At 61.2% G+C, this 18,958-nt stretch carries 15 protein-coding genes; 9 read left to right on the top strand and 6 right to left on the bottom strand.

The genetic code is table 11. From position 1 onward, the window contains the following. Nucleotides 1-32 precede the first annotated feature (32 nt). Both trpS and PXH66_RS13235 read left to right on the top strand, forming a co-directional pair. Nucleotides 33-1,004 (top strand): tryptophan--tRNA ligase, encoded by a 972-nt coding sequence (trpS, locus tag PXH66_RS13240; RefSeq protein ID WP_330928649.1) that lies wholly within the window; start codon nt 33-35, stop codon nt 1,002-1,004. 70 nt (nt 1,005-1,074) lie between these two features. Beyond that, on the top strand, nt 1,075-1,962 hold the full coding sequence (locus tag PXH66_RS13235; protein WP_330928648.1) for a hypothetical protein: 888 nt from the start codon (nt 1,075-1,077) through the stop codon (nt 1,960-1,962). Nucleotides 1,963-1,996: 34 nt separating this feature from the next. On the opposite strand, the gene PXH66_RS13230 is transcribed toward PXH66_RS13235, so the two are convergent. The 4 genes from PXH66_RS13230 to PXH66_RS13215 are packed head-to-tail and all read right to left on the bottom strand — an operon-like array spanning nt 1,997 to nt 5,535. Then, the gene (locus PXH66_RS13230; protein ID WP_330928647.1) at nt 1,997-2,659 is read right to left on the bottom strand and encodes a lysophospholipid acyltransferase family protein; all 663 of its coding nucleotides are present in this window, start codon (nt 2,657-2,659) and stop codon (nt 1,997-1,999) included. After that, a complete protein-coding gene (locus tag PXH66_RS13225; protein ID WP_330928646.1) occupies nt 2,656-3,333 on the bottom strand; it encodes a (d)CMP kinase in 678 nt (225 codons plus the stop codon). The genes PXH66_RS13230 and PXH66_RS13225 overlap by 4 nt, the downstream gene beginning before the upstream one ends. Next, nucleotides 3,330-4,625: a 3-phosphoshikimate 1-carboxyvinyltransferase gene (aroA, locus tag PXH66_RS13220; RefSeq protein ID WP_330928645.1), complete on the bottom strand. Its 1,296-nt coding sequence runs from the start codon at nt 4,623-4,625 to the stop codon at nt 3,330-3,332. Before aroA ends, PXH66_RS13225 begins: the two co-directional genes overlap by 4 nt. Nucleotides 4,626-4,677: 52 nt before the next feature. Continuing rightward, on the bottom strand, nt 4,678-5,535 hold the full coding sequence (locus PXH66_RS13215) for a prephenate dehydrogenase (protein ID WP_330928644.1): 858 nt from the start codon (nt 5,533-5,535) through the stop codon (nt 4,678-4,680). A gap of 109 nt (nt 5,536-5,644) precedes the next feature. On the opposite strand from PXH66_RS13215, the gene PXH66_RS13210 reads away from it, so the two are divergent. Further along, nucleotides 5,645-7,384 carry a formylglycine-generating enzyme family protein gene (locus PXH66_RS13210; RefSeq protein ID WP_330928643.1) on the top strand — a complete coding sequence of 580 codons (1,740 nt, stop codon included), beginning with the start codon at nt 5,645-5,647 and terminating at the stop codon, nt 7,382-7,384. 28 nt (nt 7,385-7,412) lie between these two features. Here PXH66_RS13210 and PXH66_RS13205 read toward each other — a convergent pair whose 3' ends face one another. After that, nucleotides 7,413-7,838, bottom strand: a complete 426-nt coding sequence (locus PXH66_RS13205; RefSeq protein WP_330928642.1) for an EVE domain-containing protein — start codon at nt 7,836-7,838, stop codon at nt 7,413-7,415. Nucleotides 7,839-7,951: 113 nt separating this feature from the next. On the opposite strand from PXH66_RS13205, the gene PXH66_RS13200 reads away from it, so the two are divergent. Continuing rightward, entirely contained in the window at nt 7,952-8,956 is a 1,005-nt protein-coding gene (locus PXH66_RS13200) for a PIN/TRAM domain-containing protein (protein ID WP_330928641.1), read from the top strand. 30 nt (nt 8,957-8,986) lie between these two features. On the opposite strand, the gene PXH66_RS13195 is transcribed toward PXH66_RS13200, so the two are convergent. Further along, nucleotides 8,987-9,745 carry an IclR family transcriptional regulator gene (locus PXH66_RS13195; RefSeq protein ID WP_330928640.1) on the bottom strand — a complete coding sequence of 253 codons (759 nt, stop codon included), beginning with the start codon at nt 9,743-9,745 and terminating at the stop codon, nt 8,987-8,989. Between the two features lie 201 nt (nt 9,746-9,946). Here PXH66_RS13195 and PXH66_RS13190 point away from each other — a divergent pair, with 201 nt between their 5' ends. From PXH66_RS13190 to kduD, 5 genes are all read left to right on the top strand, one after another. Then, nucleotides 9,947-12,991 (top strand): TonB-dependent receptor, encoded by a 3,045-nt coding sequence (locus PXH66_RS13190; protein WP_330928639.1) that lies wholly within the window; start codon nt 9,947-9,949, stop codon nt 12,989-12,991. A gap of 89 nt (nt 12,992-13,080) precedes the next feature. Continuing rightward, on the top strand, nt 13,081-13,911 hold the full coding sequence (kduI, locus tag PXH66_RS13185; RefSeq protein WP_330928638.1) for a 5-dehydro-4-deoxy-D-glucuronate isomerase: 831 nt from the start codon (nt 13,081-13,083) through the stop codon (nt 13,909-13,911). 224 nt (nt 13,912-14,135) lie between these two features. After that, on the top strand, nt 14,136-17,198 hold the full coding sequence (locus tag PXH66_RS13180) for a TonB-dependent receptor (RefSeq protein ID WP_330928637.1): 3,063 nt from the start codon (nt 14,136-14,138) through the stop codon (nt 17,196-17,198). Nucleotides 17,199-17,287: 89 nt separating this feature from the next. Continuing rightward, entirely contained in the window at nt 17,288-18,118 is an 831-nt protein-coding gene (gene kduI / locus PXH66_RS13175) for a 5-dehydro-4-deoxy-D-glucuronate isomerase (RefSeq protein ID WP_330928636.1), read from the top strand. Between the two features lie 18 nt (nt 18,119-18,136). Further along, a complete protein-coding gene (gene kduD, locus PXH66_RS13170; protein WP_330928635.1) occupies nt 18,137-18,901 on the top strand; it encodes a 2-dehydro-3-deoxy-D-gluconate 5-dehydrogenase KduD in 765 nt (254 codons plus the stop codon). The last annotated feature ends 57 nt before the right edge of the window (nt 18,902-18,958 follow it).

The following is an 18,958-nucleotide window of genomic DNA, read 5'->3' as shown; positions in this document are numbered from 1 at the left end:
GTGGTGCTCTAATGGGGGTTTTCGCAAGCACCATGGCTACTCGCACTCTCACAGGCATCACTCCTTCCGGCACGTTGCATGTCGGCAACTACTTCGGCGCCATGCGCCCGGCTATCGCGGCACAGGATCTCGGCGAATGTTATTATTTCATCGCGGATTACCATTCGTTGACCTCGGTCTTTGATCCGGAAGTGCGTCGCGCCCATACCCTCGGCATCGCGCTCGATTGGCTGGCCTGTGGGCTCGATCCGGCGAAGAGCGTTTTCTGGCGGCAAAGTGACGTGCCGGAGGTGTGCGAATTGACGTGGTTGCTCGGCACCCTCACGCCCATGGGCCTCCTCGAGCGGGCGCACAGTTACAAGGACAAGACCGCGAAGGGCATCGCGCCGAACTTTGGGCTCTTTGCCTATCCCGTGCTCATGGCGGCGGACATTTTGCTCTACGACACGACGGTGGTGCCGGTCGGCAAGGATCAGAAGCAGCACTTGGAAATGACCCGCGACATCGCGATCAAGTTCAACCAAACCTACGGCGAAACCTTCGTGGTGCCCGAGCCCTCGATCGCCGAGGAAGTGGCGGTGATTCCGGGGCTGGATGGCCAGAAAATGAGCAAGAGCTACAACAATACGCTGCCCATTTTCGGCGAAGAAAAGGTGCTCAAGAAGAAGATCATGTCGATCGTGATGGACAGCCGCACGCGGGAGGAGCCGAAACCCGACGCGGCGGACCTGCCCGCAACCAAGTTGCTCAAGTTTTTTGCTCCGAACGACGTCTACGACGACGTGCTCGCTCAATTGCAGGCGGGTGGTTTCGGCTACGGCGACCTGAAGAAGGCGCTCTTCGAACACTATTGGGAGTTCTACCGCGAAGCCCGCGAACGGCGCGCGGATCTCGCGGGCAACCTGGATCACGTCAACGCGGTGTTGCGCGACGGCGCCGATCGGGCACGCACGGTGGCGACCGATGTGATGGACCGCGCGCGCCGGGCCTGCGGTTTGGTCTGATCTCGCGAAATCTGACGAACCGAATACCGGCTGGCTTGAAGTTGGAGCCCGGGCGAGGCACACGCCTCTCATGCCCCACCTTCTCGCGCGTTCAGGTCGCTTTGTGAGTTTTGTTTGCGGCGGTCTGTTCACGCTGCTGAGCACCCCCGCCGTGGGAGCCCGCAGCGACTATGTGGTGGTGTCGGCCACGGCTTCGCCGGGGTATGCTCGGGAGACGGCGGCGGGGGCGTTGCGGCCGGAGTCCTATGTCATGTCCAAGGGCAAACACTTTGGTCACACGCGCGACGCCTCGACCGCCGACAGTCAGTTCAGTCAAGTGCTGCAGGCTTTGGCCCCAGCCCTGGCGAAGCAGGAATATTGGCCGGCCGTCGATGTCGGGTCAGCCGACTTGTTGATCATCGTGCATTGGGGCGAAACCGAAACCTACGAGGATCCCATGGCTGACTTTATGGCGGAATCCTACAACGCGGCGCTGAGCGAATACATGGCCTCCGCCGACGCAGCGGGTAATGCCGATCCGGGCCGATTGAATGAGCTCAAGAACATGGATCGCATGGCGAATGAGTCCGTATTGAATGCGACCCGAACCAACGCTGAATTGCTCGGGTATCGACGTTCGATTGAACTCGAGGAACGGCGTTACTTCCCGCGGGAAGAGGAACGCACGATGAAGTTTGAATTGTCGGAAAACCGTTACTTCGTGGCTTTGATGGCGTGGGACTACGCGAGTTTGCGGGCGAAGGAGGCTCCCCGGCTCCGGTGGGTGACGCGGATGAGCGTGCGGTCGGCGGGCAATCGTTTTGACGAAGCGACTCATGCCATGGTCGAGCAGGCATCGGCGCTGTTTGGCACGCAACAAGATGGTTTGACGCGCGTGAAGTCCGTGATCAAGGGACGCAAAACCGAAGTGAAAATCGGGGAATCCGTCGTCGTGGAGGAAACCGCGAGTCAGCCCTGAACGATCCCGGGAATCGGGCGGATGCGCGGTGCACTTAAACCACGGTGACCGGTGGTCGCGGCAAGGACGCGATGCGGGCCATGATGCGCTCGCTGGCGATTTGATAGCGCTCTTTGCCGGCGGACTTGTCCTCAATCTCGGTGATCGGCATGGGTTGGCCAAAGACGATGGAGACCGGCACGCCGGGTTTGATCGTCCGGCCTCGCCCCCATGCGAGATGCGAATCAAAAATACGCACCGGCACCACCGGCACCCGGGCGCGGCACGCGATCATGCCCACGCCGGATTTGGCGGTTTGCAGCTCGCCATCATGAGAGCGGGTGCCTTCCGGAAAAAGAATAAGCGGGCGACCGTCCTGCAAAGTGCGCAGAACGCGTTTGATGGCCGAGACATCGGAACCGGCGCCATCGCGGTCAACCGGGATGCAGCCGGCTTGATCCATCCACCAGCTCAAGCGACCGCCTTTCCACAAGGTTTTGCGGGCGAAGAACGCGATCTGCCGCGGCACCTGGCTACCAATGGCGGGCGGGTCGAGGTGGCTGGCGTGGTTGGCCGCGATCAAAAAGCCACCCGTGGTCGGGATGTTCTCAATCCCGGCGACCTCGCCGCGAAAGAACATGCCGTGGGCGGTCGCAAAGATGTAATGAGAGACCCCATACACCGGCGTCATGAGAACCTGCGGGAAGCTTTGGCTCATGATACCGGAGAAAGTCGGGTGGCGAGGTCGCCGGAGATCCGCTCGACGACTTCTTCAAGCGTCATAAACGTGCTGTCGATGTCGGTGGCGCCCTCGGGACAAGCGAGCGGAGCCGTCTTCCGGGAGGTGTCGAGGCGGTCGCGTTCGGCGATGGAATCGGTCTGACCTTCCGCGGCGCGACGGCGGGCGCGTTCGGCGGGGTCGGCGTGCAGGAAAAAGCGGAAATCAGCGTCGGGGAAAATGACCGAGCCGATGTCGCGTCCTTCCATGACGAGGCCGGGAAAACCGTGCTCCCGGGCGACGGCGGCCAGATTGCGTTGGTAGTCGAGCAGGGCGCGCCGCAGCTCGGGCACGGCGGCGAAGATCGAGACGTTGGCATTGACCTCGGACGTGCGGATTTCGGCATCGGGCACGATGCGTCCATTGATGCACATCGAGGCGCGCCGGCCTTCGATGGCCGTGTCGAGGGGCAGGGCCGCGGCCGCCTGGCCGATGCCATCCGCGTCATCGGCGCTGACGCCGACCCGCAATAATTCGGCCGTCATCGTCCGGTAGAACGACCCGGTATCGACGTGCAGTAGATTGAACCGGGCGCTCAGGGCGCGAGAGGTGGAGGACTTGCCGGAGGCGGCGCCGCCGTCAATGGCGACAATAATGAACGAAGCTTCAGTCACCGGTCAGAGGATTTTTGGCGGACGTGGTCCAGCAAACTAAAAAAGTGGGGAAAGGTTTTGGCGCAAACCGCCGGGTGGTGGATCGAGAGCCAGGGCGAACCGTCTCCGCGCAGGTCGTGGCACCCCAGGATGCCGAAACTCATGGCAAAACGATGATCCCCGTAGGTTTCGATGGTTTGGTCGGGAACGAGCGGTCGCGGCGTGATGGTCAGGCTGTCCTCCTCCTCGATCACGTCCTGCCCGAGCCGGCGCAACTCGGTTGCCATGCCGGCGACACGGTCGGTCTCCTGATGCCGCGTGTGCGTGAGCCCCGTGATGCGGGTCGGGCCGTCAAGTAGCGGTGAGATGGCCGCCAGGCTAAGAAAAGTATCGGAGATCTCGCGAAAGTCTTCGTCGAGTAACGTTCCCGTTGCCCGTGCCTGCACCCGCGCCAATACTTCAGCGTAGGCCGCGTCGCCCTGCAGACCCGTGCCCGGGGCGCGCAGCCCGGGGAGGGTGAGCTCGCCGCCGACGACGAGCGGAAGCGTTTGCCAGTAAGATGCCGCCGTGGCGTCGGGCTCGATCACGTGGTCGGTGGGTGGAGCGTAGGCCGTCGGTGCGAGGTGGAAACGACCGTCCGACGCGGCGGGAACGTGAACCCCAAACTCGGCCATGAGTCGGCGCGTCATTTCGACGAACGTCCACCGCACCTGCCCCACGAGCTGAATATCGATCGGGGCGGTCGCAGTGGGAGCCACCATGAGCAACGCGGAGAGGAGTTGGCTGCTGGCGGAGGCATCGAGTTCGATCGCCCCCCCGCGAAGACCCCGCGCGTGAATTTCGAGTGGGAAAAACCCCTCTTCGCCCGGGCAAATGATCTCGGCGCCGAGCTGACGCAGCGCATCGATCAACCCGGACATCGGGCGTTTGCGCATCTGTTCAACACCATCGATACGATAGACGCCCCGGGGGGCGGCGGCGCACAGGGCAGTCAAAAACCGGGCGGCGGTGCCCGCCAGTCCGACGAACACATCAACGGGCGCGGTCGCCGTGAACAGCTTGGCTTGGTCGGCCACGCGCAAGGTCAGCGCCGCCTCGTCGGCCTCGACGGTGCATCCGAGGGCGCGCAGGGCGGTGGCCATCAAATGGGTGTCTTCGCTGAACAGGGCGCCGCTGAGCGTGACGGGTTCGCGACCGAGCGCGGCGAGCAACAAAGCGCGGTTGGTCAGGCTTTTCGACCCCGGCAGCACGACTTCACCACGGGCCGGTGCCGGGAAGGGAACGATGGGTAGAACTTCGGGTAAGGGACTCAAGCGCCTGAAGAAAAAGAACGAGGACGAGAAAGAGAACGAGAAAGATTCTGCATCAAGGATGCAGGGTATCGCGCCAGGCTTTGCCGCGTTCGAGGTGGGCGCGGATGGCGGGCCAATCGCGATTGGCGAGGGCGGCGCGAAAGTGATGAAGGTCGGTTTCGAAGCGATCGAGGGCGCGCAAGACTTCGTCCCGGTTCTGCTCGAGGATATCCACCCACATGGTGGCGTCGCTGGCGGCGATCCGGGTGGTATCGCGCAGGCCGTTGCCCGCGAGTTGGCTCCAATGGGTCGGTTGACCGGCGAGCGTTTCACCGAGCGCGGTGGCGACGACTTGGGGCAAGTGACTGATGTGAGCGACAATCTCGTCGTGTTGATCGGGATCGATGGTGACCACGTCGCTGCCGAGATCGCGCCAAAATCGCACCACGGTGGTGAGTCGGTCCTCGGGGGGCGAATTGTGGGGCGTCACGAAGCAAGTGCGTCCGGCAAAGAGTTCCGGGTCGCCGTGGGCCCAGCCGGTGAGGGCGCTGCCGGCCATGGGGTGGGAGCCGATAAACGTGGCGGCCGGGTTGTGCGCGGCCAACTGGCTGCAGGCGTGGCGGCAAATCTCGGCCTTCACGCTGCCCACATCGGTGACGATGGCGGTGGCGGGAAGGTGGGGCGCGATCCGATCAACGAGCTCATTGATCCGCGTGACGGGGGCGGCGATCACGACCAAGGAAGCCTCGGCCACGGCGGTTTCCGGCGTGTCGGCGATGTCGTCGCACCACGGTTGTTCGGTCAGAGCGAGACGGACCTCGGGGCGGCGGGCCCAGATGACGATGCGCCGCGCCGCGCCGCGAGCGCGAGCGGCCTGCGCGACTGATCCGCCGAGCAAGCCCGGGGCGAGAATGGTCAGGGTGTCCACCACGGGTTTGGTGAAACGGCATGGGCCGGGGGTTGTCGAGCATCGGCTGTGGGGACGTCGCGGTGATGGCGCGTTGATTTTTGGCTCAACGCCCCCTTGGTTGCTGACCGTCATGTCTCACCAACGCCGCCGACGCTCCCGCCGCCGCCACGCTCGCAAGGCCGGTCCGGTGATCCTGATCGCGATGGGGATGGCGTTGATGGCGGGATTTTGGTGGTGGTTGGCTCACCTCGGTCCCCGTAAAATCGAGTCCGAGGCAGCGACCGCATCCCCAACCTCGGTCGCGACCGCTTCCCGGAATGCATCGGTGCGTGATGAGGTGGAAAAATTGGTGAACACTTTTGAGGCCGGGGGCGAAGACGCCGATATCGCCTTACTGGTGGCGGCGGTGGCGGAGCAGGAAAAGTTGGTCGCCCAAGGCGGGGGCGCGGGGCAAGCGGAGCAGCGGCGCCTCCAGGAATTGGAGCAAAAACTGGCCGGGGCGCGCGGTCTTCGCAGCAACGAACGCATCGCGGAATGGGAAGTCGAGGCCCAGGCGCATCACGATGCGGGACGGGCCCGGGAGGCGACGGTGGCCTGGGGAGCGGCGCTGGAGTTGCAGCAGGCGGTGAACCGCTCGGCGGCACCGACGGCGGTGAAAGACTTTGTGCGCGAAGCGCGCATGGAGCGACTCTTGCAGGAGCAGGAGGCGACGCCGCTGGCCGAGGAAGTGAGCATTGCGCTGCGCAAAGCGAGAGAGGCGGCGGCGGCGGAAAACTGGGCGGATGCTTTGGCGGCGTATGCGACGGCGCGGGAGTTGCAGGTGCGCCTCAACGGGGAGTATGGCCGCACGCGTTTTGCCGATTTGGCCGTGATCGATCAAATCGAGCGCGAAATCCAGTCGCTCGACGCGGCGGGCTCGGCGGCGAGTGTGGATGAAGCGGAGGCGGCCGGTGATGCCGCCATGGCGGCGGCCGCATTTTCGCAGGCGGCGGCGGCCTTTGAAGACGCGCGGCAATTGCAGGTGCGGATCAATCGGGAGTTCTCGCGCAGTCGGTTTCTCTCCTCGCCGCGCGTCGAGCAGTTGGAGGTGAAACGACAAACGGCGGAAAGTATGCCGTTGTTGGAAACCTTGCGGGCAGACAGTGAGGCCATTGCCTTTTTGTTGCGGCGTCGGGAAACGGAAAAGGCGGGGGAACGCATCGCGGATGCGGCCCGGCGCGTGACGGTGTTGTTTGAGCAATTGTCCAAAAGCGACCAGCTCGACCCGGCGTTGCGACTGCGGTTGAGTTATTTGGATACGCAGCGCGAGCGACTGCGGGAGATCCAGGACGTGGTGTTCGAGCGGTTGCGGCCGTTGCCGGGAGCGGCGGAGCTACGAATGCTGCGGACGGAGTTCCCCCAATCGCTGTATTTGCAAATCATGAAAGTGAACCCCAGTCGGCATGCCGGACGGGCGTTTCCGGTGGACTCGGTGAGTTGGTTCGATGCCGTGGAATGTTGTGAGCGATTGGGGTGGATTCTGGGGCTGCCGGTCCGATTGCCGACCAAGGATGAATTTCGCGTCGCGGTGGGCGCCGACGCGTTGGGGGAGGTCACCTCGGAAACGACGAAGGCGGCGGCCGGGGGGGACGTCAGCCAAGCCATGGCGGCGGGGGAGGCCAATGCGGCGGGCTTTTTCGATCTGCTCGGAAACCTGGCCGAGTGGCTGCATGCTCCGGCCAGCGAACAGGGAGCGGAAACCGCTCCCGTCGCCGGGGGAAGTTATCTGGATGATCCGGCCACGCCGGGCCCTGAGCGCCCGCGGGAGGTGCCCCGGTCCGAGCGGGCGCGACACATTGGATTTCGGGTGGTGGTGGAGCCGGGCGCTTAAAACGCCGGGACCGGGGAAGGCGAGGGGATCAGCTGCCTGGGGCGAGGCCGCCCATTTTGAGGATGCGGTCGAACTCGGGCTTGCGCAGTGGCATCACCGAAAGTCGGCTTTGTTTGAGCAAAGCGATCTCGGCGAGGGCCGGCGTCCCTTTGATCTGCTCAAGCGACACCGGATGGGGCAGCTCGACTTGGGGCTTTAGTTGGACGGCAACCCAGCGGTCATCATCCGTGGTCGGGTCCGGGTAGGCGGTTTTGGACACGGTGGCGACGCCGCGCACCACTTTGCCGGTGACACTGGCGTAAAACAGCACGCGGTCTCCCGCGGCCATGGATTTCAGGTTGTTACGCGCCTGATAGTTGCGAACGCCGTCCCAGTCGGTGCGACGATCCTTCACGAAGTCCTCCCAAGAGTATTTCTCGGGTTCTTGTTTAACGAGCCAGTATTGGGTTGTCATGGTTTGGTGGGCACAATGAGCTTCGCCCCACTAGGTAACGGCCGCTCGCGAAGGTCAAAACTTCCGCAGAATCTCGCGTGCGATCATTTGCCCAGCCCGATCTCTCCGCCATCATGAACAAGACGCTTCTACCCATCCGAGTGATGTTTATCGCGCTATGTGCCGGGACGGGCTGGCTGGTGTGCTACACCATCCGGGAGTGGGATGATTTTCGGGTGGTGGCGACTTTCATTGGCATGTCGATCGGTGTGCTGGTCGTATTGGTCGATGTGATGCTCAAGGGGTTTTCCCTGCGCGGCTTATCCGCATTGTCGTTTGGATTGGCGGTGGGGTCGGTCATCTCCTACCTGATCGGGACGTCGCCCCTGTTCATCGAGGGAGACGAACAGATCATTTATCTGAGTCGGTTGGCGTTGTTTCTGATCGTGACCTACATGTGCACGGTGATCGCGCTGCGCGGGAAGGATGAGTTCAATCTCGTGATTCCGTATGTGCGTTTTGTGCCGCACGAGGTCGATGTGCCATTGGTGGTGGTCGATACGAGTGCGTTGATCGACGGTCGGGTCGCTCGGATTTGTGAGACGGGATTTTTGAGTGGAGCGTTGGTGATCCCGCGCTTTGTGCTGGAGGAACTGCAACGCGTGGCCGATTCCACGGAACCGGGTAAACAAGCCCGCGGCCGACGCGGTCTCGAAGTTTTAGGGGCGTTGCGTCGACTCAAACAGTTGGACCTGCGCATCCATGAAAGTGAGGCACGGTCCGGTGAAGTGGACGCCAAACTCGTGTTTTTGGCTCAGTCGATGAAGGCCAAGTTACTCACCACGGACTACAATCTCGCGAAGATGGCGGAGTTTCACGGAGTGCCATGGCTCAACCTGAGTTCCTTGGTCAAATCGATGCGACAGGAGCACTTGGTGGGCGAATCGATCGACATCGACTTGGTGAAGACCGGGCGGGAAGAGCACCAAGGCGTGGGCTATCTGGACGACGGCTCGATGGTGGTCGTCGAGCAGGCGCGGACCTTGGTGGGGACGCGGGTGTCGGCTCACATCAGCAGCATCCTACCCTCGGCCGGCGGGAAAATCATTTTCGCGAAATTGATTGGTCCCGCTGCTTGACGCCTCGCCCGGGACAGCCGGCCCGGGCGGTCAATGGTGGCCGATCAGACGGGAAAGTGAACCGGCGGCGTCTTTGACGTGGCGAGCGATTTCCGGAATCCGATCGGACGTGAATCGCACGGCGGCGGCGGTGATACCCATGGCGGCCACGACCCGACCGTCGGGACCGGTGACAGGAGCGGCGAGACAGCGCACGCCGAGCGTAAATTCCTCGTCATCAACCCCAAAACCCGTGGCGAGCACGCGGTCCGCTTCCTGTTCCAAGGCCTCCAAGGTGGTCAAGGAGTTGGCGGTGCGTTGCGGTGGTGCATGGCGGGCGAGAATCTCGCCGATACGCGCGCGGTGCAGGTAGCCCAGAAAAACCTTACCCGTTGATGCGGTATAGAGATCGGTGAGTGTGCCTGGACTGGAGGCGGCTCGCAAAGGATGGGGGCTGTCGCACACGGCGACAATCAGTGACCGATCGTCGCAGGGTAGGGCCAAGTGGGCGGTTTCGTCGGTGGTTTTGCTCAGACGTTGCAAAATGGGCTGAGCCAGATCCCGGAGTTCCGTTGCTGCTAACGTGCACGATCCCAGGTGGATAAGGACGGGACCCAGATAAAATAAACCGCTCTCTTTTCGCAGCAACCCTTCCGCCATCAAGGTGCTGGCGATCCGCAGAGCGGAGGTGGAGGGGATACCCAGCGGTTTGGCGAGCTCGGTGATTTTGTAACCCCGGTTGTTTTGACCCATGAGTTTCAGCACCCGGCAGGCATTACGGAGGTTCGGTATGATGTATTTTTCGTCCACTTATGAACATTCTGCCGGAAATAGGTTAAAAAATTCAACTATGAACTGGAACGTCAGAAATGAACCAAAAGGGGTTGACCGACGTTAAATCAGTTCATTAATGGATAGATAGTTCATTAATGAACTTAATAGCGTGCTGCTGCCTGCGTGTGTGGGCGGCGGAGCACCGAGCCCCAACCCCAACCTCACGTTTACCCTGTCATGTTTGTAACCACCCCCTCACTAGGGAAGGCCACTGCTTTGCCCCAATGGTCCGTCCCCAGCCGGTGCCTGATCACCGTTTTATTGTTTGGCCTGTTCTCCACCTTGCTTTCCGCGCAATCGGGAAGCGCCACCATCGAAGGTCGTGTGAGTAATGCGATCACGGGAAATTATCTGACCAATGCACGTGTGACCGTCGTTGATTCCGGGAAGTCGGTATTCACGAACTCCTACGGTGAATACCGCATTTCCGGCCTGCCCGAAGGTGAAGTGAACCTAGAGGTTTTCTATACCGGTCTGGATCGTCAGTCCGCGACGGTTTCGACGTCGGGCGGCAAGGTTTCCCGTAATTTTGCGCTGACGAATGCCGCGCAATATGGCGAAGCCGATGACGATACGGTGCTGTTGGATGCCTTCACGGTGCAGGCGACCGAACAAGCCAACGACGCCATCGCGATCAATGAACAGCGTTTTGCTTCCAGTTTTAAAAATGTAGTTTCGGCGGATGCCTTCGGTGACGTCACGGAGGGAAACCCGGGTGAGTTTCTCAAGTTTCTCCCCGGCATCGCGGTGGATTACGTGGCGGCGGATGTGCGTTCGGTGAACGTGCGGGGCTTTGGTTCCTCCTTCACCTCCGTGAGCGTCGACGGCAACCGCATGGCCAGTGCCGCCTCCTCGGGCGACGGCCGGAATTTCGAGCTCGAGCAAGTGTCGATGAACAACGTGTCGCGCATTGAAGTGGTGAAGGTCCCCACGCCCTCCATGCCCGCGGACTCATTGGGTGGGTCGGTCAACATGGTGTCCAAAAACGCCTTCGAACGCGATGCCCCCGAGTTCAAATACCGCGTCTACACCAGCGTCAGCTCGGAAAATCTTTCCTTGGGTGAATCCCCGGGACCGGGCGTGGAAAACTCCCGCAAGATTCGTCCCGGCTTTGATTTCTCCTATTCCAACCCGTTGTCCGCGAACTTCGGTTTCATCATCAATGGTTTGTATTCCAACCAATTCAATGAGCAGCACCGGTCTCGCACGGCCTGGCAGACGAGTGGGGGCGGGGCCTCCACCGCCAATCCCTATCTGCGCACCTACACCATCCAGGACGGCCCGAAAGAAACCAAACGGCAGTCCATCGGTGTAAACGCCGACTGGAAGGTTTCCGAAAACGGCGTGCTCAGTTTCGGGTATCAGTGGAACGACTACCGCTCCTTCTTCGGCAACCGTAACTACAACTTCGGGGCCGGTTCGAATCTCACCGATTTTTCGCCCAACCACACCAACGGCATCCCGGGGCGGGGAGAGATCTCCCACGGCATGTCGCACCGTCACAAGTTCGGCACCACCAATCACCTGAACCTCGACTACAAGTTCTACCGGGACGATCTGGAGATCAAAGCCGGGGCCTACTATTCCCACGCCACCAACGAATACGACGATATCACGGAAGGTCATTTCTCCGGGGTCACCATTCGCGCCAAAAACCTCGACATCGACTTTGGGAACGTTGGCGTCGCGCCGGATCAGGCTCCGACCATGGCGGTTTACGATGCCAACGGCAACGCGTTCGATTGGCAGAACCTCGACAATTACTACATCGATGAAGTGCGTTCCAACCCGCGTGATTCGTGGGACGAATTTGTCGGAGGCAATCTCGATGTGACCAAGAGCTTCGACCGGTTCAAACTTCAGGTCGGCGTCGCCACTCGCAATCAGGAGCGCGACATTTTGCGTCGCAACAACGACTACGAATTCGTCGGGGCCGACGGGGTGCAGGGCAACGACTCGCCCGCCCAGTTCGCCGATGAAATCTACACGGATCAGGATCCCTTCTTCGGTTTCGACGCCCCGGTTTATGTCGATCCCCGCAAGGTCTACGCCTACTTCCTGGCCAACCCCGATCATTTCGTGGCCCAAACGGCCAACTGGTCCGATCGGGTCAAGGCGGACTACAATCTGGAGGAACGCGTCGACTCCGCCTACGTGCAGGGCGAGGTCAAGCTGATGGAAGGTCAGGCCCGGTTCATCACCGGTCTGCGCTACGAGAAAACCAGCCTCGACGGTCTGGGTTATCTGTATCTGCCCGACGGTGACAAGGATGCCAACGGCAACTTCCTCTCGAACGATCCTTACACGCGCGAGCGACTCAAATGGTTGCCCCGGGCGCAGTCACACTCGAGCAGCTACGACGGCGTCTATCCCAGTGCGCACTTCATCTATGACGTGAACGAGAACTTCCTCGTGCGTCTGGGGTATGCCAAGACCATTGGTCGGCCCAACTTCAGCAACGTGCTGCCGGGCACGGAGATCAATCACGACGATGCTCCGGCGGCCGGCGATCCGGGGGGCGACATCACGGTGCGCAATCCGGCCTTGAAGCCGTATACCGCGAACAACTTCGACCTGTCGTTGGAATACTACTTCCGTCCCGCCGGCGTGTTTTCCGTGGGCGTGTTTCACAAGGATGTGAGCGACTTCTTCGGCAGTATTGCCAAGTTCGTCGATGAGGACGACTTGGACACCTACAACCTCGATCCGTCGCTGCTCGGGTATAACCTGTCGACCAAGGTCAATTCCGGGGATGCCAAGATTTCCGGAGTGGAGTTCAACTACGTGCAGCAGCTCACCAAACTGCCGGGCATCTGGAGCAACCTGTCGATCTTTGCCAACGCCACCAAACTCGACCTCGACGGCGGCGTCACGGCCGACTGGAACGGCTTCATCGAGGAGCTGGCCAACTGGGGCATTTCCTACAGCGGCCAGCGCTTCACCGCCAAGGTCAACTGGAACTACCGCGGCCAACAGTTCCGCTCTTTCCGCTCCGGCCTGGGCACCAACGGTGCGGAATATTACGAGGACCGGTTGTATCTCGATCTCAACTTTGGCTACAAGTTCAGCAAACGCTTCGCCGTGTTCCTCAACGCCCGCAACGTCACCAACCAACCGCAGGTGTTGCAGCGCTATGGTGACGAAATGCCGGGTTACGCCCACAACTACCAACAGGAGGAGTTCGCCGTGCAATATGCGTTCGGCATCAAGGGCACGTTCTAATCCGTCTCGGTTCACCCGGTAGCCCGGCGGTTGCGGCGGGGCGATTGATGCTTGCGTCAATCGTCCCGTCCCACGCCGATTTTTTTCTCATGCAACATTACCACGACGTGCATCCGGCGGACTTCGACCGGCTTTCCTCGGCGGAACTGCGCCAGCGTTTTCACCTCCCTCGTCTGTTCCGACCCGGTCAACAGAGCTTCAACTATTGGGACGTGGATCGCACGGTCATCGGCGGCATCATGCCGACCACCGCGCCGGTTGAATTGGAGGCTCCGCCCAACCTCGCGGCCGACAGTTTCTGTGAACGCCGTGAAGTTGGTATCATCAATCTCGGCGGTGCCGGGCGGGTCGAGGTCGGGGCGCAGTCGTTCGACCTCGCCAGCAAGGATGGTTTGTATCTGGGCCGCGGTTCGCGGACGCCGGTGTTCACTTCGGCGGATCCCGATCGGCCGGCGCGTTTCTACGTGTTGAGTTATCCGGCGCACGCCACGCATCCGACGAAGTTGATCAAGTTCGACGCCATGGAAGGCACCGCGCTCGGCGAGGCCGTCACCGGCAACGTGCGCACCATCTTCAAATACATTGCCCCCGGGGTGGTGGAGAGCTGCCAACTGGTCATGGGCATCACCCTCATCAGCAAGGGGAGTGTGTGGAACACCATGCCGCCCCACACCCACATGCGTCGCTCGGAAGTCTATTGCTACTGCGACTTGTCCGACGAGTCGGTGGTCATGCATTTCATGGGACCACCCGATGCCACGCGCAGCGTCGTCGTGCGCAGCGGCGAAGCCGTCATCTCCCCCTCGTGGTCGATTCACGCCGGCGCCGGCACCGGAGCCTATTCGTTCGTGTGGGGCATGGGCGGCGAAAATCAGGATTTCGACGACATGGATAAAGTGCCGTTGGAAGACTTGTCTTAGTCTGGGTTTTCCAAGGTCGGGAGCCGCCCAAGCTCCCGACCTTTTTCCGGAACTGAGTTGCTCACAAGTTCAAATAAGAACAATACATTCAAAATAGAATCTGACATTGACGGGGAATAAAAAAGTTCATTTATGGGCAGGGCATTCATATGTGAATGGTAACTGCCGCTGTCTTTCGACAGATTTGGTAGTTCAAGACCTCAACCCCAACCCACCCCCTCATCATGTCGGAATACTCGATTCTTCGAGACCGGACCGTCCCGTCCGTGCGTTTCGTCTGTCTTCGCGCCGGATTCCTGGCGCTTTTGTCGTTGGTCCTTGCCGTATCCACCTCCTGGGCACAGTCGGGCACCGCCACCGTAACCGGACGCGTCAACAATGCGATCACCGGTAACTACCTCACCAATGCCAAGATCACCGTGGTTGATACCGGGAAAACCGTGTTCACCAACGCCTACGGTGAATTCCGGGTGGCGGGAATTCCTCCTGGAGAAGTGACCCTCGAAGTATTCTACACCGGACTGGATGTCAGTTCGCAAAAAGTCACGGTCACGGCCGGTGAGACCGTGGTGCGGAACGTGTCGTTGAATGATGCGGGTCGCTACGGTGACACCGCCGATGACACCGTGGTGCTGGACGCCTTTCTGGTGCAGGCCACGGAGCAGGCCGCCGACGCGGTGGCCATCAATGAACAGCGGTTCTCCACCAACTTGAAAAACGTGGTGTCGGCCGATGCGTTCGGCGACGTCACCGAGGGCAATCCGGGAGAGTTCCTCAAATACCTGCCCGGAGTCTCGGTCGATTACGTGGCGGCCGACGTGCGCTCCGTATCGGTGCGCGGTTTTGGCTCCGCGTTTACGTCCGTCAATGTCGACGGCAACCGCATGGCCAGCGCGGCTTCGTCCGGCGCCAGCCGTTCCTTCGAATTGGAACAGGTCTCGATGAACAACGTGGCCCGACTCGAAGTGGTCAAGGTGCCGGTGCCCTCGATGCCGGCCGATTCGCTGGGCGGTTCGGTCAACCTCGTGTCAAAAAACGCCTTTGAGCGCGATGGAGCGGAATTCAGTTACCGGGTCTACACCAGCATCAGCAGCGAAGACCTGTCGCTCGGCAAATCGCCCGGGCCCTCCGTCGAGATGTCCCGCAAAATTCGCCCGGGTTTCGACTTCTCCTACACGAACCCGCTCAGCTCGAATTTCGGCCTGATCCTCAACGGCCTGCACTCGGATCAATTCAACGAGCAGCACCGTTCCCGCGCCTCCTGGCAAACCAGCGGTGGCGCCGTGGCGTCGCCCGAAAATCCCTACATGCGCACCTACACCGTGCAGGACGGACCCAAGGAAACCCAGCGGGATTCGTTTGGACTGAACCTGGACTGGAAAGTCGCCGAACGCAGCGTGCTCAGCTTCGGGTATCAGTGGAACGACTACGATTCGTTCTTCGGCAACCGCAACTACAACATCAACGCCGGTTCCAACGTCACCGACTTCTCGCCGACCTACACCAACGGCCGCGCCGGCGCGGGTGAGGTGACCGGAGGCATGTCCTTTCGCAACAAGTTCGGCACGACCAACCACGCCAACCTGAACTACAAATTCTTCGGCGATGACGTCGAAATCGCCGCCGGAGCATTTTACTCCTACGCGACCAACAAATACCGCGACGTCCAGAACGGGCACTTCTCGGGCGTGAACACCCGCATGCGTTCGCTCACCATCAGCCACCAGAACATCGACGGCATCAATCCGCCGGACATGACCATCCGCAACAACGCCGGTGCCGACGTGGATTGGACCGACCTGGCCAACTATCGCCTGCGCTCCGTGCGGGCCCAGGAGTTCGATTCCTGGGACGAATTCACCGGCGGCAACGTGGATCTCACCAAAACGTTCAGCGGCCTCGGCGTGCCGTTCGAGTTGAAGGCGGGCGTCAACGTGCGTCAGCAACAACGCGACATCATCCGCCGCCAGGACGACTACGATTATCTCGGACCGGACGGTGTCGCGGAGTCTGCCGACGACAGCGCGCTGCCTTTCGCCGACACGGTCTATGTGAACCAGGATCCGCACTATGGCCTGCCGTCACCGCAATACGTCGACCCTTACAAGGTCTACCAGCACTTCCTGGCTCATCCGAACTACTTCCGGGCCAACGTGAACAATTGGCAGAATCGCGCGCAGAACGACTACAACCTCACCGAGAAAATCGAGGCCGCCTACATCCAGGGCGACTGGGATTTCCTGGATGGTAAGATGAAGTTCCTGACCGGCGTGCGTTACGAAAAAACCAACATCGACGGCATCGGTTTCATCTACAATCCCGACGGGCACCTCGACGCCAACGGCAACCCGTTGACCAACGACGTCTACACCCAGCGCCGTCTGCAATATCAACGCCGAGCCGCGCGGGTTTCCAGCGATTACGACGGGCTCTATCCCAGCGCGCATCTGGTGTATAATTTCAACGAAAACCTCATTCTGCGGGTCGCGTTCGCGCAAACCATCGGCCGGCCCGATTTCGATGAGATTCTCCCCGGCACGGTCATCGATCCCGACGACACCGCCGCCGCCGGCGAACCCGGGGGCGACATCACCGTGCGCAACACCGGCTTGAAACCGTATTCGGCCAACAACTTCGACGTGTCGCTCGAATACTACTTCGAGCCCGCGGGGGTGGTGTCACTCGGCGTGTTCCACAAGGATGTGACCGACTTCTTCGGCGCCGTCGCCAAGTTTGTGGATCAGGCCGATCTCGTGGCCTACAACCTCGATCCGCAATACCTCGGCTACAACCTGTCGACCACCACCAACTCCGGTGATGCCCAGATCAGTGGTGTCGAATTCAACTACTCGCAACAGCTGGTCATGCTGCCCGGGTTCGCAAAGAATCTCTCGGTCTTCGCCAACGGCACCTTCCTTGATCTCAAGGGCGGGGTGACGGCTGACTTCTCCGGGTTCATCGAACAGACCGCCAATTGGGGCGTTTCCTACGGTGGCCAGAAATTCAACGCCAAGATCAAGTGGAACTATCGCGGGGAACAGTTCCGCAGCTTCCAATCGGCCTACGGTCCCGGCGGCGCGGAATACTACGACGATCGCGTCTATCTCGATCTCAACTTCGACTACCAGTTCAACTCCCGTCTCACCGCCTTCATCAACGCCCGGAACGTCTTGAACGTGCCGCAGCTGCTGCAACGTTACGGCGACAACAGCCCCAAGCACACCTACAGCTATCAGGAAGAAGAGTTCGGGGTGCAGTTCGCCCTGGGTATCAAAGGCAAATTCTAACCGTGATCGAAACCTGATTCCCGACTTCATCGAGCTCCCGGAGGCGGGTGGGGAAGCCCCCCGCCTCCGCGGTGCTCATCCCTTTTTACATGCAACATTTTCACGACGTCCATCCGGCCGATTTTGATCGTCTGACCACCGCCGGTTTGCGCGAACGCTTCCTGCTCAAGGCCCTGTTTTGTCCGGGCGAGCAAAGGCTCAATTATTGGGATGTTGATCGGACGGTGGTGGGCGGCGTCGTGCCGACCGACTCCGCCATCATGCTCGATGTGCCGGCCAAACTTGCGGCCGGAAGTTTTTGCGAACGTCGCGAACTCGGTATCATCAATCTCGGCGGTGCCGGTGCCGTGCGGGTGGGCGAGACCATCCACCAACTCGAACCGCACGACGGACTCTACCTCGGCCGCGGCGCCGCCAATCCGGTCTTCACGTCGGTGTCCGCCACCAAACCCGCGCAGTTCTACCTGTTGAGTTACCCGGCCCACGCCTCGTTGCCGACGACGGTGGTGCGCTTCACCGAGATGTCCGGGACGAGCCTGGGCAGCGCGGAAACCGCCAACGAGCGCACGATCTACAAATATTTTGCACCGGGTTTGGTGACGACCTGCCAGTTGGTCATGGGCTTTACCGTGATCGCGCGTGGCAGTGTCTGGAACACCATGCCGCCGCACACGCACCTGCGCCGGTCCGAGGTGTATTGTTATTGTCGGTTGGCCCCCGGCTCGGTGGTCATGCACTTCATGGGCCCGCCTTCGGCCACGCGTCATCTCGTCATGCGGGACGGCGACGCGGTCATTTCACCGTCGTGGTCGATTCACTCCGGTGCCGGCACCGGTGCCTATGCCTTCGTCTGGGGCATGGGCGGGGAAAATCAGGAATTCAGTGACATGGACGCGGTCGCGATGAGTGACCTCGCGTGAATGCAGAGAGATGAAATTATGACCGGATTGCAGCAGTTTGATTTAAGCGGGCAAGTCGCCGTGGTCACGGGGGCTTCCCGGGGCATCGGCGCGGCCTTGGCCGTGGGCCTGGCCGAGGCGGGCGCGGATGTGGCCTTGCTCGCCCGGAGTGAGTGCGACGCCGCCTCGGCGGCGATTGCTGCTGTCGGCCGTCGCCGAATTCAGGTCAAAGTGGACATCGGCAAACCGGGCGTGTGTGCGGCGGCGCTGGCGCAAGTGGAAACCGATCTCGGTCCGCCCACCATTTTGGTCAACAACGCCGGCATCATCCGCCGCGCGGACTTTGAGGACTACTCCCGGCAGGACTGGGACGATGTCATGGCGGTCAATCTTGATGGCGTGTTCGATCTTAGTCAGGCCTTCGCGCGCAGTTGTCTCCATGCCGGCCGCAAGGGTCGCATCATCAACATCGCCTCGATGCTTTCGTTCCAAGGCGGCGTGCGGGTGGCCGCCTACACGGCCTCCAAAAGTGCGCTGCTCGGTCTGACCCGGGCGCTGGCCAACGAACTGGCCCCGCAGGGCATCAACGTCAACGCGATCGCCCCCGGCTACATCGCGACCGACAATACCGCGCCGCTGCGCGCCGACGAGGCGCGCAACGCCTCGATTCTGGATCGCATTCCGGCCGGTCGCTGGGGCGATCCCACCGATCTCGTGGGCGCCGCGGTCTTTCTTGCTTCTCCCGCCGCTGCCTACGTGCACGGCACCGTGCTGGCCGTCGATGGCGGCTGGCTTGCTCGTTAATATCCACCCCCATCCCCGCTCACGCCCGTGGCTGCGAGCGTGAGCGAATGTTTGTCT

It is taken from the genome of Synoicihabitans lomoniglobus, from assembly GCF_029023725.1.
In the GTDB taxonomy this organism is placed as follows: Bacteria; Verrucomicrobiota; Verrucomicrobiia; order Opitutales; family Opitutaceae; genus Actomonas; species Actomonas lomonigloba.
The sequence above is the reverse complement of the archived record's forward strand: the minus strand, read 5'-3'. Positions and strand labels throughout refer to the sequence as shown.

Coding starts and splice junctions, on each gene's coding strand:
- PXH66_RS13190 (WP_330928639.1), top strand. CDS start 9,947: ATGTTTGTAACCACCCCCTCACTAGGGAAGGCCACTGCTTTGCCCCAA.
- PXH66_RS13180 (WP_330928637.1), top strand. CDS start 14,136: ATGTCGGAATACTCGATTCTTCGAGACCGGACCGTCCCGTCCGTGCGT.
- kduD (WP_330928635.1), top strand. CDS start 18,137: ATGACCGGATTGCAGCAGTTTGATTTAAGCGGGCAAGTCGCCGTGGTC.
- kduI (WP_330928638.1), top strand. CDS start 13,081: ATGCAACATTACCACGACGTGCATCCGGCGGACTTCGACCGGCTTTCC.
- PXH66_RS13235 (WP_330928648.1), top strand. CDS start 1,075: ATGCCCCACCTTCTCGCGCGTTCAGGTCGCTTTGTGAGTTTTGTTTGC.
- kduI (WP_330928636.1), top strand. CDS start 17,288: ATGCAACATTTTCACGACGTCCATCCGGCCGATTTTGATCGTCTGACC.
- PXH66_RS13230 (WP_330928647.1), bottom strand. CDS start 2,659: ATGAGCCAAAGCTTCCCGCAGGTTCTCATGACGCCGGTGTATGGGGTC.
- PXH66_RS13200 (WP_330928641.1), top strand. CDS start 7,952: ATGAACAAGACGCTTCTACCCATCCGAGTGATGTTTATCGCGCTATGT.
- trpS (WP_330928649.1), top strand. CDS start 33: ATGGCTACTCGCACTCTCACAGGCATCACTCCTTCCGGCACGTTGCAT.
- PXH66_RS13210 (WP_330928643.1), top strand. CDS start 5,645: ATGTCTCACCAACGCCGCCGACGCTCCCGCCGCCGCCACGCTCGCAAG.
- PXH66_RS13205 (WP_330928642.1), bottom strand. CDS start 7,838: ATGACAACCCAATACTGGCTCGTTAAACAAGAACCCGAGAAATACTCT.